Annotated in this window: 17 protein-coding genes; 15 read left to right on the top strand and 2 right to left on the bottom strand. The window is 55.1% G+C overall.

Annotated features, from left to right (window positions below; all coding sequences use genetic code 11):
• Positions 1-252 precede the first annotated feature (252 nt).
• From BLR50_RS03855 to BLR50_RS03835, 5 genes are all read left to right on the top strand, one after another.
• A complete protein-coding gene (locus tag BLR50_RS03855; RefSeq protein ID WP_092638763.1) occupies positions 253-1317 on the top strand; it encodes a hypothetical protein in 1065 nt (354 codons plus the stop codon).
• A 38-nt stretch (positions 1318-1355) separates the two neighbouring features.
• Positions 1356-2324: a PLC family EF-hand domain-containing protein gene (locus tag BLR50_RS03850; RefSeq protein WP_092638762.1), complete on the top strand. Its 969-nt coding sequence runs from the start codon at positions 1356-1358 to the stop codon at positions 2322-2324.
• Positions 2325-2394: 70 nt separating this feature from the next.
• Entirely contained in the window at positions 2395-3060 is a 666-nt protein-coding gene (gene deoC, locus BLR50_RS03845) for a deoxyribose-phosphate aldolase (RefSeq protein WP_092638761.1), read from the top strand.
• A 42-nt stretch (positions 3061-3102) separates the two neighbouring features.
• The gene (gene deoD, locus BLR50_RS03840) at positions 3103-3816 is read left to right on the top strand and encodes a purine-nucleoside phosphorylase (protein WP_092638760.1); all 714 of its coding nucleotides are present in this window, start codon (positions 3103-3105) and stop codon (positions 3814-3816) included.
• Positions 3817-3852: 36 nt separating this feature from the next.
• Positions 3853-5019 (top strand): phosphopentomutase, encoded by a 1167-nt coding sequence (locus BLR50_RS03835; protein WP_092638862.1) that lies wholly within the window; start codon positions 3853-3855, stop codon positions 5017-5019.
• 697 nt (positions 5020-5716) lie between these two features.
• Here the strand turns inward: BLR50_RS03835 and BLR50_RS03830 are convergent.
• Positions 5717-6139: a DUF3237 domain-containing protein gene (locus BLR50_RS03830; RefSeq protein ID WP_092638759.1), complete on the bottom strand. Its 423-nt coding sequence runs from the start codon at positions 6137-6139 to the stop codon at positions 5717-5719.
• A gap of 122 nt (positions 6140-6261) precedes the next feature.
• On the opposite strand from BLR50_RS03830, the gene BLR50_RS03825 reads away from it, so the two are divergent.
• The 10 genes from BLR50_RS03825 to BLR50_RS03780 all read left to right on the top strand — a co-directional run bounded on the left by BLR50_RS03825 (position 6262) and on the right by BLR50_RS03780 (position 14530).
• Positions 6262-6687: a cytidine deaminase gene (locus tag BLR50_RS03825; RefSeq protein ID WP_092638758.1), complete on the top strand. Its 426-nt coding sequence runs from the start codon at positions 6262-6264 to the stop codon at positions 6685-6687.
• 532 nt (positions 6688-7219) lie between these two features.
• Positions 7220-7594, top strand: coding sequence for an ArsR/SmtB family transcription factor (locus BLR50_RS03820; RefSeq protein WP_092638754.1), 375 nt, complete (start codon positions 7220-7222; stop codon positions 7592-7594).
• A 44-nt stretch (positions 7595-7638) separates the two neighbouring features.
• Entirely contained in the window at positions 7639-8643 is a 1005-nt protein-coding gene (locus BLR50_RS03815; protein ID WP_092638753.1) for a permease, read from the top strand.
• Positions 8644-8663: 20 nt separating this feature from the next.
• Positions 8664-8957 (top strand): 4Fe-4S binding protein, encoded by a 294-nt coding sequence (locus tag BLR50_RS03810; protein WP_092638752.1) that lies wholly within the window; start codon positions 8664-8666, stop codon positions 8955-8957.
• An 18-nt stretch (positions 8958-8975) separates the two neighbouring features.
• Positions 8976-9596, top strand: coding sequence for a thioredoxin family protein (locus tag BLR50_RS03805; protein WP_092638746.1), 621 nt, complete (start codon positions 8976-8978; stop codon positions 9594-9596).
• The gene (locus tag BLR50_RS03800; protein ID WP_092638744.1) at positions 9593-10294 is read left to right on the top strand and encodes a cytochrome c biogenesis CcdA family protein; all 702 of its coding nucleotides are present in this window, start codon (positions 9593-9595) and stop codon (positions 10292-10294) included. The genes BLR50_RS03805 and BLR50_RS03800 overlap by 4 nt, the downstream gene beginning before the upstream one ends.
• A 24-nt stretch (positions 10295-10318) precedes the next feature.
• Complete coding sequence (gene arsB, locus BLR50_RS03795) at positions 10319-11377, top strand: ACR3 family arsenite efflux transporter (protein WP_092638740.1); 1059 nt, start codon at positions 10319-10321, stop codon at positions 11375-11377.
• 42 nt (positions 11378-11419) lie between these two features.
• The gene (locus tag BLR50_RS03790) at positions 11420-11701 is read left to right on the top strand and encodes a DUF503 domain-containing protein (RefSeq protein ID WP_092638738.1); all 282 of its coding nucleotides are present in this window, start codon (positions 11420-11422) and stop codon (positions 11699-11701) included.
• Between the two features lie 197 nt (positions 11702-11898).
• Entirely contained in the window at positions 11899-13176 is a 1278-nt protein-coding gene (locus tag BLR50_RS03785; protein ID WP_092638735.1) for a glycosyltransferase, read from the top strand.
• A gap of 31 nt (positions 13177-13207) precedes the next feature.
• The gene (locus BLR50_RS03780; RefSeq protein ID WP_092638728.1) at positions 13208-14530 is read left to right on the top strand and encodes a hypothetical protein; all 1323 of its coding nucleotides are present in this window, start codon (positions 13208-13210) and stop codon (positions 14528-14530) included.
• A 74-nt stretch (positions 14531-14604) separates the two neighbouring features.
• Here the strand turns inward: BLR50_RS03780 and BLR50_RS03775 are convergent, their stop codons facing one another.
• Positions 14605-15459, bottom strand: coding sequence for a radical SAM protein (locus BLR50_RS03775; RefSeq protein WP_092638726.1), 855 nt, complete (start codon positions 15457-15459; stop codon positions 14605-14607).
• Between the last annotated feature and the right edge of the window lie 55 nt (positions 15460-15514).

Raw genomic sequence — 15514 nt, 5'->3', positions numbered from 1 at the left:
CCATATATTCGCCACCCTGCGGCGGAATGTAGGGAGCGGCGTCCTCGACGCCCCGCGGTTTATCATCCAAATCCACGTGGAGAACGTAGGGGCGCTTACTAAGCGCCCGCAGTCTCACTGGATGCCATATGTATCCGGCGGGCGATTGCTGAGGCGATTTTTGCGTGCGAAATTCGCCTATTGCCCCTACAATTCCCCCACGAACGGCCACCTATACAATCCCCCCACTAAAGCAGAAAGGAAGCTTCTCGTATGAACACACTCTCTAAAAAAGCCGCCTTCCGGCTGCGCATAGCCGCCGCAGTCATGACGGCCGCGGCAACCCTTCTGCTGGTATTCGAGGGCTTCACCGCCTATGCCGATACCACACCGCGCGCCCCCAAGCCCTTCATACAAAACCGCACCAGCTGGTGCTGGGCAACCTGCGCCAAGATGGTGGGCATGCGGTATAACAGCCTTTATAAGAACCCAAGCTTTCTACCCAGCGGCGCGGTGATACCTTCAAATCTTTCCGGATTAAAAAGCGACGCCATCGGCTATACCATCGACGGCAAACCCACCATCGATGCAGGGCAGCAGGCCATTGTAAAGTATATATTTGAGGGGAAAGACGTCAACAACCCCGGCACAAAATCTCAAACCTTCGAGGCCATGCGCTACGTCACAAACTTTCAGGCAGAGCCCAAATCAGAGGGGCTGTACTACGACGCAAGTGTACTGCGTTCCGTATGGGAATATCCCGACGCGGCGCTCAATTCAGGGCTGTACCTAATCGGCAACCTGTGGGAGACAGGCATCGGGCATTCGGTGGTAATCCAAGGCTACGACCGCGCCGCCGACCGCTTTACCGTCTATGATGTGTGGAACGGCGAAACCATCTACACCACCAAGCAAAAGCTGCTCACCGACGGCTTTAAATCCTCGGTAGGCACCGATTCCATCAGCTGGGTATACTACATCGTCAACCCGAAAAAACCGCCCAAGAAGGTGGATTATTCCGCCAAGAGCTACGACGCGGTGCCCACCGGTATCACACAGGATTACGGCTCGCTCTCTGACTTTGCGCCCGACCTCTCCTTTACGGGCAACTGCGCGGTAACAGGCAAGGCGCCGTATAACTACATCATCTACACCAGCGTAAACAACGGCGGCTGGTATGCCGTGCGAGCGGATGAGCACAACCGCTTCTATCAGTTTTTCAACTTTCACCTGAAGAAGGGGGACGTGCTGCGTATGTACTGCGAAAGCCCCGGCGGCAAGACCACGGCCATTCAACAGACGGTTGTAACCGATGCCGCGGCACGCGCCCTAAGATAGACGCTTACGTTACTTTACGAAAGGGCTGAATCATCCACTTGAAAAGTATAAGAATTTTTCTTGGTTTAATAACAATCTGCCTAACCTTCAGCCTGCCGCTAACCGTATCGGCACAGGAGCCAACGGCGGATTACGGGTTTTACACCGCCGACAAAGAGGCACAGGCCGCGGCGCTTTCGGGGCTTTCTCAGCAGCAGCTTGCCGAAACGGGCAGCCGTGTAGACCTTACAACCCTAGCCCCTGTGTTCACCCTCACCGATGCGCAGCTTTCGGGCTACGATAACCGGCCGCTCACCGAGCAGCCGCTTGCGCAGCAGCCCTATGCGGCGGTGCTGCAAAACAGCGCCGGCAGCGCGCAGGGTTACGCGCTGCTGCAATACAACTACTACACCCCCGACAGCGAGTTTATCAAGGAGCGCGCCGCGCAGGACGAGCGCTTTGTCCTGTTTTACAACGAACAGATGGCAGACCGTCTGGAGATTACCGAACTTGGCCCCGACACCCTCAAGAGTTTCGACCTGAGGCAGAATCAAACAGAGCTTGAAAGCCTGCTGCCCCAAACCGGGCTGGATCAATCAAAGCTGCAGGTGCGGCTGGTAAACCTAAAAGAGAGTATCGGCTACGCCTTTCTGCTTACCGATACCGCCGATTCCTGGCTGATGCCGCTGGATAACAACCGCATCCGCGACCTGCTGGGGCTTACCGATACCCGAATTATCTCGCGCACCGAGCTGTGCAAAAAGCTGGCCTCCTTAAGCGAGCTCATCGCTCAGCAGGAGCCGCTTCCTAGCCAGCAGCTGCCCGCCGGAGCCTCCACGGTAGGGGAGAGCGCCATCCCGGGCAGCTCGTATATCGACGACGGCAACCCCGCTCCGCCCACCGGCGGCTTTAACACAGGCGCAGGCACACCGCACTTCCATCTGCCGGTGCTGATGCTCGCGTTTCTCTTGCTTGCGGCGGCGGGAGGGATTATACTGTATACAAAGGCAGCCGCGAAGAAACAATAACCCTTGTTAATTTGGGGCGCACTTGTGCGCCCTTATTCTTACCCAAAAACCTCTGCGAAGGAATGATAACATGCAAAACGAAGCCATCTTTCCGCACATCGACCACACCCTGTTAAAGCCCGACTGCACCTGGGAGCAGATACAAAAGCTCTGCGACGAGGCCATCCGCTTTCACACCGCCTCGGTGTGCGTACCGCCCGCCTATATCGAGCGTATACGCGAAAAATACGGGGACACGCTAACGATATGCACCGTTATCGGCTTCCCGCTCGGTTATGCCACCGCACAGGCCAAGGCCTTTGAAGCCGTAGACGCCGTCAGCCTGGGCGCCGATGAGGTAGACATGGTCATCAACCTCGGCGATGTCAAGAACGGCTGCTTCGATAAGGTTACCGCCGAGATTGCCCTTGTGCGCAAGGCAGTGGGGGAGAAGGTTTTAAAGGTGATTATCGAAACCTGCTGCCTCACGCAGGAGGAAAAGATCCGGCTGTGCGCCTGCGTTACCAAGGCCAAGGCAGACTATATCAAAACCTCCACCGGCTTCGGCTCGGCAGGGGCAAAGCTTGAGGATATCGAGCTGTTTAAACAGCATATCGGCAAAAACGTGAAGATAAAAGCCGCGGGCGGCATAAAAACCAAGCAAGACCTCGAGGCCTTTTTAAACGCGGGCTGCGACCGTATCGGCACCAGCTCGGCGGTGGCGCTGCTCAGCGGCGGCGAGGCCGGCGGCTACTAAATAACCATAACATTTAAGACACTGCTAAAAGGAGTTGTTACTATGTCGAATATCCCAACCCCGCACATCGGCGCGTGCAACGAAAGCGAGATTGCCAAAACGGTGCTGATGCCGGGCGACCCGCTGCGCGCGCAGGTGGTGGCCGAAACCTTCCTGCAGGGTGCGGTAAAGTATAACAACATCCGCGGTATGTACGGCTTTACGGGAGAGTATAAGGGCAGGCGCGTTTCGGTGCAGGGCAGCGGCATGGGTATGCCCTCGATCGGCATCTACTCCTACGAGCTGTACAACTTTTATGGGGTAGAGAATATCATCCGCATCGGCACGGCGGGGGCAATCAGCGACGGCCTGAACCCCGGCGACCTTGTCATCGGCATGGGCGCGTGCACCAACTCCAATTTCGCGCGGCAGTACAGCCTGCCCGGCACCTTCGCGCCGATAGCAAGCTACCCGCTGATGAAACGGGCGATAGACGCCTCCGAAGGATTGGGCTTATCCTGTCAGGTAGGCAATATCCTTTCAAGCGACACCTTTTACGACGATGACGCCGAAGCACTCGCCAAGTGGAAGCGCATGGGCGTGCTGGCGGTAGAGATGGAGGCCGCCGCGCTCTATATGAACGCCGCAAGGGCAGGGAAGAACGCCCTGTGCATCCTCACCATCTCCGACTGCCCGTTCAAGGGGCTTTCGCTTCCCGCACAGGCGCGGCAGAACTCGTTTACCGACATGATGAAGGTTGCGCTGGAGCTGATTTAAGCTTTTAGCTTTTGGGAGGGTTACGTGTTGGAAAGAATCAAACGTGTGTTTTTAATCGTACTCGACAGCGTGGGCATCGGCGAAGAGCCGGACGCCGCCGATTACGGCGATGTGGGCAGCCACACCCTGCGCGCCTGTTATAATACGGGTAAGCTCAAGCTGCCCAACCTGCAAAAGCTCGGGCTTTATAATATCGAGGGCATCGGCTGCGGGCAGGCGGTAAAAAACCCGCTCGGCGCCTGCGCCAGAATGCGCGAGGCCTCGGCGGGCAAGGATACCACCATCGGCCACTGGGAGATTGCGGGCATTATCTCGCCCAAGCCCCTTCCGGTATACCCCAACGGCTTTCCGCCCGAGGTGCTTGCCGCGTTTGAACAGCGCACGGGCAGAAAGGTCCTCTGCAACAAGCCCTATTCCGGCACGCAGGTAATACTCGACTACGGCAAAGAGCACGAGCAAACCGGCGCGCTGATTGTATACACCTCCGCCGACAGCGTGTTCCAGATAGCCGCGCATGAGCGGCTGGTGCCGCCCAAGGAGCTGTACCGCTACTGCGAGATTGCCCGGGAAATCCTAACCGGAGAGCACGGGGTAGGGCGCGTAATTGCCCGCCCGTTTGAGGGGGAATACCCGAACTACAGGCGCACCGCCAACCGCCATGATTTCTCTTTAAAGCCGCCCGGCAACACCTTTCTAGACGACCTTCAGGCGGCGAGGCTTGCCACTGTTTCGGTGGGCAAGATTGTCGATATCTTCGCGGGCAAGGGTATTTCCGAGAGCGTGCGCACCGTCTCTAACGACGACGGCATGCAGAAAACCCTCGCCTACGCCAAAAAGGATTTTAACGGCCTGTGCTTTGTAAACCTGGTCGACTTTGACATGGTCTACGGCCACCGTAACGATGTGGCAGGCTATACGCAGGCGCTCAACCGCGCCGACGAGCAGCTTGGCGCACTCATCGGGCTGCTGGGTGACAACGATGTGCTGATGATTACCGCCGACCATGGCTGCGACCCCTCCACCGAAAGCACCGACCATTCGCGCGAATACACGCCGTGGCTCATCTATGGCAAGCGTATTCAGGCAGGCTTAAACCTAAAAACGCGCCCCACCTTCGCCGATATCGGCAAAACGGCAGCGGCGCTGTTGGGGGTAGAGGCCCATATCTCCGGCACCTCCCATGCGGGGGAACTGCTGGTGTAGCATAAGATTGTAGGGGACGGCGTCCTCGACGCCCCGCGAATTTTAATCAGCCCATGGCGGGCAGCGGCATTATCAATCGCCCGCAGAATTTCATCAGGCCTTCGGTTCTAAACACAACCGCATAATTACTGCTAACGGTACTTGTACTGCTCATCTTGGGCAGAAAGCGGTTTGGTCAAACAGGCGGGAAGATTTGTGCATCACTTTTGCACCCTCGGCTCGCGGCGCACGATTCGCATAGCCAATTTCATTGGCATTTCAGGCTCAGGGTGTCGCCGTTCGTAAAACGCTACGCGTTTTATTCCCTCGGGGTATCCCTTTTGTTTTGCTTATCGCCTGTCCTCCCGCGCCGTTCTCTACTGAAGATTAGCAATAATCTTCCCTGCGCCGGCACTTCCCCGTAGGGGTCGCGAGGCGTACGCATTGTTACGGTAGAACCGTGAGCGGTCGCGCCTCAGCGCGACAAAACAACACAGTTGTTTGAGCCGCGGCGAGTTCTGTGTTGTTTTGAGCGAATCTATGTTAAAAGCGCTAATCTTCCCGCCGAGTGATTTGTGCCGATGCACAAGCTAAAGCGGTTTTTGCATCCTTTTTGACGCACCCAAAAAGGATGCCGCCTGTCGGCGCGGGTGCCGACAATCCGATTATTTATCCAATACTCATTAGAGAGCGCCTACCCCGTCGAATACAGTTACCTCTATAACAGCCTATAGATGTTAATCTCCACCGCATACTCCGAATTTGCGGCGGGCAACAGTTCCCCCGCATAAACCCCGCTGTTAAGCCAGCTATACGGGCCGTCGTTTCGCGCATGGAATCTGGGCTGTGTTTTTATGCGCGCGGTGTAATCTTGAATATAGCCCTCGTTTTCAATCTCTATGTATTCGCCGTCCTCCGTTTTAAGCAGATACTTAGCATACACATGAGAAAGCTTGTGCTGCATGGTCGTATTCCAGTCCGCACCGCCGGGCACTACGCTACCGCGAAGCCTTTCGCCTTCAAAGTATCCGCCGTCAATCGGAATCACCTGCAAAAAGCCTTCCTTCGAATCGCCCACCCGAAGAGCCTCCGGGCACTTCACCAGAATATGCAGCACATGCTCCGCGTCCAGCTTACACATAACCTACCCATCCTTTACTTGTTTGTTAACCCAATTATATCATACTCCACGGCCTTTCACACCTTGGGCAAAGCCTGAGGTAAAAGATTATTCCAAGCACCGGCAGAAGGGAGCCTGACCCTATGGACGATAACGAACTTGTTTTTGAAGCCTTCAACGCCCGCGAAAACGCCTACGCACCCTATTCCGGCTACAAGGTGGGTGCCGCGCTGCTTACCAAAAGCGGGCGGGTGTACCACGGCTGCAACATCGAAAACGCCGCCTATTCCCCCACCAACTGCGCCGAGCGCACCGCCTTCTTCAAGGCAATCTCCGAGGGCGAGCGCGATTTTGCCGCCATCGCGATTGTCGGTGCGCACAAGAATGCCGCCCCCGAGCAATACACCTACTTCTACCCCTGCGGCGTGTGCAGGCAGGTGATGGCCGAATTCTGCGAGCCGGATAGCTTCCGCATCATCACCGCGCGCGGCCGTGACGAATACCAGGTGCGCACCCTGCGCGAGCTGCTGCCCGACGGGTTTGGCAACGCAAGCCTGACAAACGGCTAACCAAATGAATTAAATATACGATACGGATAGAATTAGACATCGGCAACAGCCCCCGTGCATAACAGCGCGGGGGTTTCTCGTTGTAGGGGCGGCGTTTCCGGCGCCCCACGGTTTATCATCAAATCCGCGGTGGGAATGTAGGGGCGATTATCAATCGCCCGCAGCATTTCATCAGGCCTTCGGTGTAATGTAGAGGCGCTTGCTAAGCGCCCACGGCGCTAACGCAATCACAAATAATCTACCGTCGATTACTGAGGCGAATTTCGCGTTTCACACCTGCATGTCACCGAAGAAGAATTGCAGGAAAGGCCATTGGCCTCCCGCGGTATTCAAACAGCCGCCGGATAGCGCCGCGGGCGCGCAATGCGCCCCTACAAAGCGGCGCAGAGAACGTTATCCCCGCCCCGCGAAAAACTCGGCGCTTATCTGTTGACAAATCTATTTTATAGGTGTATATTACATATAGAACATTTTCTATGTCATAGATAAACCTCTATAATCAGTAGTCTTTAAGAAAGGACTGAATGTAAAAATGTACGACGATACCGCTTTCGCCGTAGTTATTTTCAAAGCCATGGCCGACGAAACCCGTTTTGAGATTATAAAAATGCTCAGCCAGGGCGAGATGTGCGCCTGCAAAATCCTGGAGAAGTTTAACTTTACACAGCCCACCCTCTCCTACCATATGCGCATCCTCACCGCCGCAGGCTTGGTAAACGGCGCGCGCGAGGGCGCGTGGATATGGTATTCCCTCAACCGCGAAACCTTCGAGAAGGCAGAGCGTCTGATGGGCGCGCTCCATCAGGCCGCCGCAACCGCAAAGCAGGTTCCCTGCTGCGAGGAGTATTCCAAGGCCGCCGCAGAAACCCACTGCTGCGCTCCCGACGAACCTTTACAAACCGTTTGATGCACTCTTTGATGTTATTTTGATTCTTAGAAAGGGGCCTATTCATGCCAGTATTAGATTTTTTGAACAACCAGCTGCTAAAAATGCAGTGGTTAAGCGACCTCATCCGTCTGCTGGTGGAAGGCGTGTTCGGCCTGCCCGTTACCGAGTGGCTGGGCGGCAGCATCCACTTCTTCATCTACGATGTGATTAAAATCTTCATCCTGCTCTCGGTGCTCATCTTCACCATCTCCTACATCCAAAGCTTCTTTCCGCCCGAGCGTACCCGCGAAATCCTGGGCAAACACAAGGGCATCGGGGCAAACCTGCTGGGTGCGCTGCTGGGCACCGTCACCCCGTTCTGCTCCTGCTCGTCCATCCCACTGTTCATCGGGTTTACCAACGCGGGGCTGCCCATCGGCGTCACCTTCTCGTTTTTAATCTCCTCACCGCTGGTGGATTTAGCCTCGGTGCTGCTGTTAGCCAGCATCTTCAACTGGCGCATCGCGCTTGCATATGTGGTGGTAGGCGTCATCCTAGCGGTGGTCGGCGGCAGCACCATCAGCGCACTGAAGCTGGAAAAATACGTGGAGCCCTTTGTATACAGCGCCGCCATGGCGCAAACCGAGCAGCAGAAGCCCTCGGTGCGCGACCGGCTTATTTTCTCCCGCGACCAGGTGCTCTCTATCGTTAAAAAGGTGTGGCCGTATATCCTCGTCGGCGTAGGTATCGGCGCGGCGATACACAACGTCATTCCCGAGCGGGTGATTGCCGCTGTGCTGGGCCAGGATAAATGGTACTCGGTGCTGCTGGCCACCCTTGTGGGCGTACCCATGTATGCCGATATCTTCGGCACCCTGCCCATCGCCGAGGCGCTGGTGGGGAAGGGGGTAGGGCTTGGCACCGCGCTTTCGTTCATGATGGCGGTAACGGCGCTTTCGCTGCCCTCGATGATCCTGCTTAAAAAGGTGGTAAAAACCAAGCTGCTGCTCATCTTTGCGGGCTTGGTTATGGTGGGCATTATGATTATCGGTTACGCGTTCAACGCGTTTGGTTATCTATTACTTTAAAAGAAAAGGACTGAAGTAAAATGTCTAAAACATGGTACCCCGTTGTCGATTATGAAAGGTGCGTCGCCTGCGGCGCGTGCGTGAGAAAATGTCCCCACGGCGTATACAACAAGGAGAAAGCCCCCACTCCGGTAGTGGTAAACCCCCAGGACTGCGTGCAGGGCTGCCACGGCTGCGGCAATATCTGCCAAAGCGGCGCCATCACCTATATAGGTGAAAACACCGGCTGGGTTCCCCCGCACGGCAAGCCGATTGAAAAGGCACCGGATTGCGGCTGCGGCTGTGATAGCGGCAGCGGCTGCAGCTGCAGCTAAGAAAGATGAGGTAATTGTATGGACAGTCCACAAAAAAGCTACAAAAAGGTCCCGCTTTCCGTTAAGATTATCGTTTTAGTTGTTCTTGTGCTGGCTGTCTTTGCGCTCTGGCTGTTTAAAAATCTGCCGAAGGATTCCTTTGCTGCTTCCTCCGGCTTGCTCGATTCCTCCTGCACAACACAGCCCCCCGGCGGCACGGCGGCATCCTCCATTACCTCCTCGGCACAAAACAGCCCCGACTTCGCGCTTACCGTCACTGCCGCGCTTGATCTGGAGCAGCTAAAAAGCCACAAGCTGCCTATCCTGATCGAATTCGGCTCGGATGGCTGCGACCCCTGCCGGCAGATGGCGCCCATTATCGAGGCGCTGAACAAGGAGCTGCAGGGCAGGGCAATCGTAAAGTTTGTGGATGTGTGGGCAAACCCCGAATACGCCGAGGGCTACCCGCTTACCGTCATCCCCACCCAGCTGTTTATCGATGCCGAAGGCAAGCCCTACACCCCTAAGGAGGATCGCGGCCTTGGCCTGAAACTGTATCAAACCAAGGCTACAGGTGAGCATGTGTTTACTACCCACGAGGGGATAATCTCTAAGGAAGACCTGCTGGCTATCCTTACCGAAATGGGGATGCAGGAATGAACGATGTGATTAACCTTTGGCTGGAGTCACTCTCCGCCGCCATCACCGCAAGCGGCTGGCTCGCGCCTCTGCTGGCACTGCTGGCGGGGGTGCTCACCGCCTTTACCCCCTGCTCGCTTTCCACTGTTCCGCTGGTTATCGGCTATGTGGGCGGCACAGGTGAAAAAGACACCGGGCGCTCGTTTCTGCTGTCGCTCACCTTTACGGCGGGTATGGCCGTCACCTTTACGGCGCTGGGCACGGCGGCGTCGCTCTTGGGCAGGCTGTTTACCGGCGCAGGGCGCTGGTGGTATATCCTGCTGGGGGTGCTCATGCTGCTGATGGCGCTGCAAACGTGGGAGCTGTTTAGCTTCATCCCCTCCACCTATGCACTAAGCAGGAATAAGCGCCGGGGCTACCTTGGCGCGCTGCTCGCGGGCATTCTGGGCGGGCTGTTCTCCTCCCCCTGCGCCACACCCGTGCTGGTGGTGCTGCTGGCGCTGGTGGCAAAGAACGGCAGCCTTGCGTGGGGTGTTTTATTGCTGCTGCTCTACTCGCTGGGGCACGGTGTGCTGGTGATTGCCGCCGGCACCTCGGTGGGGCTGGTGCAGAAGCTTTCGTCCAGCGGCCGCTACGGCGTGTTCAGCCGGGTTCTGAAAATCGTATTGGGCATACTAATGGTACTGCTGGCGTTTTATATGTTTTATCTTGGGTTTTAATCTGAATAAAAGGGGTTTCGTTCTATGGACAGAAAAGGCACATCCGGCATCGGCTTTTTTGAACGATATCTTACCGTCTGGGTCATCCTCTGCATGGCGGCAGGGGTGCTGATCGGGCAGTTTCTGCCGGTTATTCCCGAATTTCTGGGGCGGTTTGAATACGCAAGCGTATCCGTTCCCATTGCCATCCTCATCTGGGTAATGATCTACCCCATGATGATGAAGGTGGATTTCCAAAGCATTAAGAATGTCGGCAAAAACCCCAAGGGGCTGTTTGTCACCTGGGTTACCAACTGGCTGATTAAGCCGTTTACCATGTACGGCATCGCCGCGCTGTTTTTCTATGTGGTGTTCAAAGCCATCATCCCGCCGAACTTAGCGAAGGACTATCTGGCCGGAGCGGTACTGCTGGGCGCCGCGCCCTGCACCGCCATGGTGTTTGTGTGGAGCCACCTTACCAAGGGCAACCCCGCCTATACGGTGGTTCAGGTTGCCACCAACGACCTGATTATTCTCGTCGCCTTTACCCCCATCGTAGCGTTTTTGCTGGGGGTTAGCGGGGTGAAGGTTCCGTGGGATACCCTCATCCTTTCGGTGGTGCTTTTTGTGGTAATTCCGCTGCTCGGGGGCATCCTAACCCGTATATGGGTTATCCGCCGAAAAGGGGAGGAGTACTTCAACACCTCCTTCGTGCCTAAATTCAATGGAGTCACCATCGCAGGGCTTCTGCTCACCCTGGTAATCATCTTCTCGTTTCAGGGCAAGGTTATCCTGCAAAACCCGCTGCACATCCTGCTGATTGCCGTACCCCTTGTGCTGCAAACCTACCTTATCTTCTTCATCGCCTACCTTGCCTCCAGGCTGCTCAAGCTGCCGTACAACATCGCGGCGCCCGCCGGGATGATCGGTGCCTCCAACTTCTTCGAGCTGTCGGTGGCGGTAGCCATCTCGCTGTTCGGTGCAGCTTCCCCCGTTGCGCTCGCCACCATTGTGGGCGTGCTGGTGGAGGTGCCGGTAATGCTTTCGCTGGTGAAGCTTGCCAACCGCACCGCCGCATGGTTCCCCGCGCCTGAAGAGCATTGATGCTTTCTATTCGGGTTATTCCGTAATAAAGGAGAGCCGCGCATGGTTGTAAAAACCGCCGAGATACGCCTTTACGCCCCGTGGGTGCATTCGCTCAAGGAAAAGCGCATGGAGGTAAAAAGCCTGCTTGCAAAGGTCAAAAACCGCTTCAACGTGTCGGCAATAGAAGCGGGGGAGCAGGATACCCACCAAACCATCGTGCTGGGCCTTGCCTGCGCGGCAAACACCCTTCTGCTTGCCGAAAGCGAGCTGCAAGCCGCCGTCGCCTTTATTGAACAGAACACCGAGGCGCAGGTCACCGACGTATTGTTCGAAACCCGATAATTATTTCATTTTAAATAAGTTTATCCTAAGCCAAAGCACAGCGCAGCGAATTATATCGCCTGCTCTGTGCTTCTCTCTTTGTCATTGCATTTTATAAGGATTTTCTGTAAAATATAGATGTATTGTAACAATCATCCACAACGGTGAAAACAAAAAACAGATTACCCCACACAAAAGACTTATAACGAGGAATCATTATGAAATTCAGCATCATCACCATCGGCTCGCAGGGGGATACCGAACCCTTTATCGCCCTTGGCAAGCGTCTGCAGCAAAACGGCCACGATGTAAAAATAGCCGCCTTTCGCAAGTTTGAGGCCTACATAAAATCAGAGGGCTTTGACTACGCGCCGCTTACCGGCGACGCGGTAGAGGTTATCCGGCTGCTCATCGGCGAGGATGTGCGCCCGAACGAGTACTTTCACAACCTTTCGGTATTGCTAAACCCCATCCGGGATCAGTTCCTTGCGGATGTATTCTCCGCCTGCGAGGGGGCCGACGCAATTCTGTACTCCATCCTCGGCAGCGTAGCGTGGCACGCGGCGGATAAGCTGGGGATTCCCTGCTTCCGCGCGTTTTTCTGCCCCGCCGACCCTACGGGCGACTTCCCAGCAATGACAGCGCCGATTCTCCCGCTCGGCGCGCCCTACAACCGCTTTACCTTCCGCTGCGGGGATATCCTCTGGACACGTTCCACCCGCAAGCTGCTAAACGGCTGGCGCCGGGATATGGGCCTCACGCCGATACGCCCGTTTGCCTTCCCGTACCGCACCCTGCACGGCAGGCCGGTTCCCACGCTCTACGCCTACAGCCCGCTGGTGGCGCCCAAGCCCTCGGGGTGGGATGAAAACCTGCACCTCACCGGCTACTGGGTGCGCGAGGCCAAAACCGACTGGCAGCCGGACGAAGCCCTTGCCCGCTTTTTAGCCTCCGGCCCTAAGCCGCTCTATATCGGCTTCGGCAGCATGGTGGGCGGCTCGTTTCAGCAGGTGCTGGACATTGTTTTAGAAAGCCTGCGCAAAACCAACCAGCGCGCCATCCTGTCCTCCGGCTGGGGCGATTTAAAGGAGCAGCAGCTGCCCGACACGGTTCATCAGGTGGGGTTTGTGCCGCACTCGTGGCTGTTCGAGCGCGTTGCGGCGGTAGTTCACCACGGCGGCGCGGGTACCACCGCGGCAGGCCTGCGCGCGGGGCTGCCCACCATCGTTGTGCCGTTCGGCGGCGACCAGCCCTACTGGGGCAACCGTGTACACGCCCTAGGTGTCGGCCCCATGCCGATCCCGCGCAAGAAGCTCACCGCACAGCGCCTGAGCGACGCCATCCTGCAGGCCGTCGGGGATGAAACCATCCTTAAAAACGCCAAAAGGCTGGGGAAGCGCCTGCGCGAAGAAGACGGCGTGGGCAACGCCGTGAAGATTATCGAGCAGGAGCTACAATCCTGTTCGAGCTGCAAAGCAATTAAAATTGGGGAGTAAGAACCCTCCTTTGCTCGTGAGGTTAACCGTCATGAAAAGATTAACAGCGTTATTCTTGTGCCTGTTGTGCTTCCTTTGCGCCTGTACGGCACCTGGGGTTCAAACCGTTTCATCTACGGAAAGCGCGGTTTCATCGGCTGCAAACTCGAAAGTACTTACAGCAAAGGATTCCGGCGTTTCTTCGGCGGCAGCAGAGAAATCCGGCTCTTCAAAAACCATTAACACAAAAAACCTTACCGAGGAAATGGCCAAGGAACTTTTAAGAGACCTTGAAGATTACATGGTTTATCGCTCAAAGTACGGGTATGTGTTGTCATCAGTAGAAGGAGCGACCGCAAACTTTCAGCCGCTTGCCGACTGGATAAACTGCTACAAGTGCGGCATCCCCAGCGAAGTCGTAATCTTTTACCGGGGCCGAATGGATGCATATTTCTATGTACTTACCTCAAACGGTACAGCGGAGTATACCATAACAAGATACGGCAACTCATCACCTACCCTGCAGTTTAAATCCTCTGTAATCACCGAACGCACTATTGATTATATCTTCGGCAGCGATATTACGCAGGATGAACAGATGCCATTTACCATCCGAAAGGGTTACGACTTTAACGAGGTTTATCATGTAAAACGCTATGAGAACGCCGTCGCAACCTTTGCCACAGCCAACCTGAAAACAGAACCATTCTGCTGTTATATCTACGATACCAACGTAAAAACTTATACTAAAAAGCACGTTGATTCCAAATCTATCACTACCATACGTGATTTCTTTGCACCGATAGAAGAAACCCTTCCTTTCAAGCTGCAAATCCGCCGTATTGTGCAGGACGGCGATTTGGTCTTTATCAGCTTTGCCCGCGATTGTGCACCGGTAAAGGGGCTTGCCAAGGGGCAGGAGCAGGCGGTGTTATACTCGCTGGCTAAAACCGTATTGGAGAACCAGAAGGATGTACTTGGAGTTTGCTTTGAGGTTGAGGAATCACTTTATCAATCGGACAATTTTGATTGCGAACTGTGCGAGCTCTGCATACCGCCCCAAACCTCTCTTCCGGGACTGTCTACCCAAGCCGCGAATACCGTCGCCAAAGAAGGCCTATCAGAACTACTTATAATAGAACAAGATGCCGATAATACAGACGTTCAAATAACTATTCGGCTTCGCGGCGCAGAATTTATTAACGGCGTTTTATGCTATGTGTTTGACACCTTCCGAAACGGCATCGATCATCGGAAGATTGGCGTGGAACCTGCCAGCGGCGGCGCGATTTTTGTCAACGATCCCACTAGCCCAAGAGAGGCTGAGTACCTCATTTTACGCGATAACTTTGAAAAGCAAATCACCTTGGAGTAGAAATAATCATCTGTTTCTGTTCTTTATATAAACCACAAAAAGAGCTGTCATACAATTTGTATAGCAGCCTCTTTTTATATCGTCAACTCTTTTTTCAACCCGTTTTGCAGCTTCTCCTTCACCAGCTGCTCATGATAGAAGTAGTTCTTATACCGAATCTGCCGGCTAATACAGTACTCGTCTATCTCCTTGGCCAGCAGCGCCCAATAGGTTTTGTCGCCCTTATTGTAGATGCGTTCGTATTCCGCACTATACTGCGGGTATTTTTCGTCGATATAATCCAAAATCCGCTGCTTGTACGCGCCGCGCAGGTTCAAATTCTCAAACCAGTATTCGTCAATGCAGCCCCGCGTCTGCTCGATAATCGCCTTAAAGTCGGTGATGCAGGGGAAGATAGGCGACATAAACAGGATAGTATAGATGCCGTTTTCATGCAGCTTTTTAAGCGCCTCCAGCCGTTCGGCAATAGCGCTTGCGTTATCCATATCGTTCTTAAAGCCCTCGTCCAGCGTGTTGATTGACATCGACACCCTCAGGCTGCGAAACCGCTTTAACAGGTCGATATCCCGCAGGATGAGCTTCGACTTAGTGGAGATCCCCACCGAACAGTCGGCGTCCACCAGCCGCTCCAATATTCCCCGGGTAATACGGTATTTCTCCTCAAAACGGTTGTAGCAATCGGTCACCGACGAGAGGAAAACCGACTTCCCCGCAAGCTTTTTCAGGCTGATGGGTTTATCGCACAGCTTCACGTCGATAAAGGTACCCCATTCCTCCGCGTGCCCCGTAAACCGCTTCATAAAGCAGGCGTAGCAATACCGGCAGGCATGCGGGCACCCCACATAGGGGTTGATGACATAGTCGCACGCGGGCAGGTTCGATTTGGTCAGGTAGTCCTTCACCTCAATAATGCTTTCCTTAATCTCCATACAGTGTCCGCTCCTTTTGTTGTCGCTTCGGCATATTTTACCACAGTTCGCCGGA

The organism is Acetanaerobacterium elongatum, assembly GCF_900103835.1.
Taxonomy (GTDB): domain Bacteria; phylum Bacillota; class Clostridia; order Oscillospirales; family Ruminococcaceae; genus Acetanaerobacterium; species Acetanaerobacterium elongatum.
This window is presented reverse-complemented; position numbering and strand designations above follow the sequence as displayed.

Coding starts and splice junctions, on each gene's coding strand:
- BLR50_RS03780 (WP_092638728.1), top strand. CDS start 13,208: ATGAAAAGATTAACAGCGTTATTCTTGTGCCTGTTGTGCTTCCTTTGC.
- BLR50_RS03775 (WP_092638726.1), bottom strand. CDS start 15,459: ATGGAGATTAAGGAAAGCATTATTGAGGTGAAGGACTACCTGACCAAA.
- deoD (WP_092638760.1), top strand. CDS start 3,103: ATGTCGAATATCCCAACCCCGCACATCGGCGCGTGCAACGAAAGCGAG.
- deoC (WP_092638761.1), top strand. CDS start 2,395: ATGCAAAACGAAGCCATCTTTCCGCACATCGACCACACCCTGTTAAAG.
- BLR50_RS03855 (WP_092638763.1), top strand. CDS start 253: ATGAACACACTCTCTAAAAAAGCCGCCTTCCGGCTGCGCATAGCCGCC.
- BLR50_RS03805 (WP_092638746.1), top strand. CDS start 8,976: ATGGACAGTCCACAAAAAAGCTACAAAAAGGTCCCGCTTTCCGTTAAG.
- BLR50_RS03800 (WP_092638744.1), top strand. CDS start 9,593: ATGAACGATGTGATTAACCTTTGGCTGGAGTCACTCTCCGCCGCCATC.
- BLR50_RS03810 (WP_092638752.1), top strand. CDS start 8,664: ATGTCTAAAACATGGTACCCCGTTGTCGATTATGAAAGGTGCGTCGCC.
- BLR50_RS03825 (WP_092638758.1), top strand. CDS start 6,262: ATGGACGATAACGAACTTGTTTTTGAAGCCTTCAACGCCCGCGAAAAC.
- BLR50_RS03815 (WP_092638753.1), top strand. CDS start 7,639: ATGCCAGTATTAGATTTTTTGAACAACCAGCTGCTAAAAATGCAGTGG.
- arsB (WP_092638740.1), top strand. CDS start 10,319: ATGGACAGAAAAGGCACATCCGGCATCGGCTTTTTTGAACGATATCTT.
- BLR50_RS03785 (WP_092638735.1), top strand. CDS start 11,899: ATGAAATTCAGCATCATCACCATCGGCTCGCAGGGGGATACCGAACCC.
- BLR50_RS03790 (WP_092638738.1), top strand. CDS start 11,420: ATGGTTGTAAAAACCGCCGAGATACGCCTTTACGCCCCGTGGGTGCAT.
- BLR50_RS03830 (WP_092638759.1), bottom strand. CDS start 6,139: ATGTGTAAGCTGGACGCGGAGCATGTGCTGCATATTCTGGTGAAGTGC.
- BLR50_RS03820 (WP_092638754.1), top strand. CDS start 7,220: ATGTACGACGATACCGCTTTCGCCGTAGTTATTTTCAAAGCCATGGCC.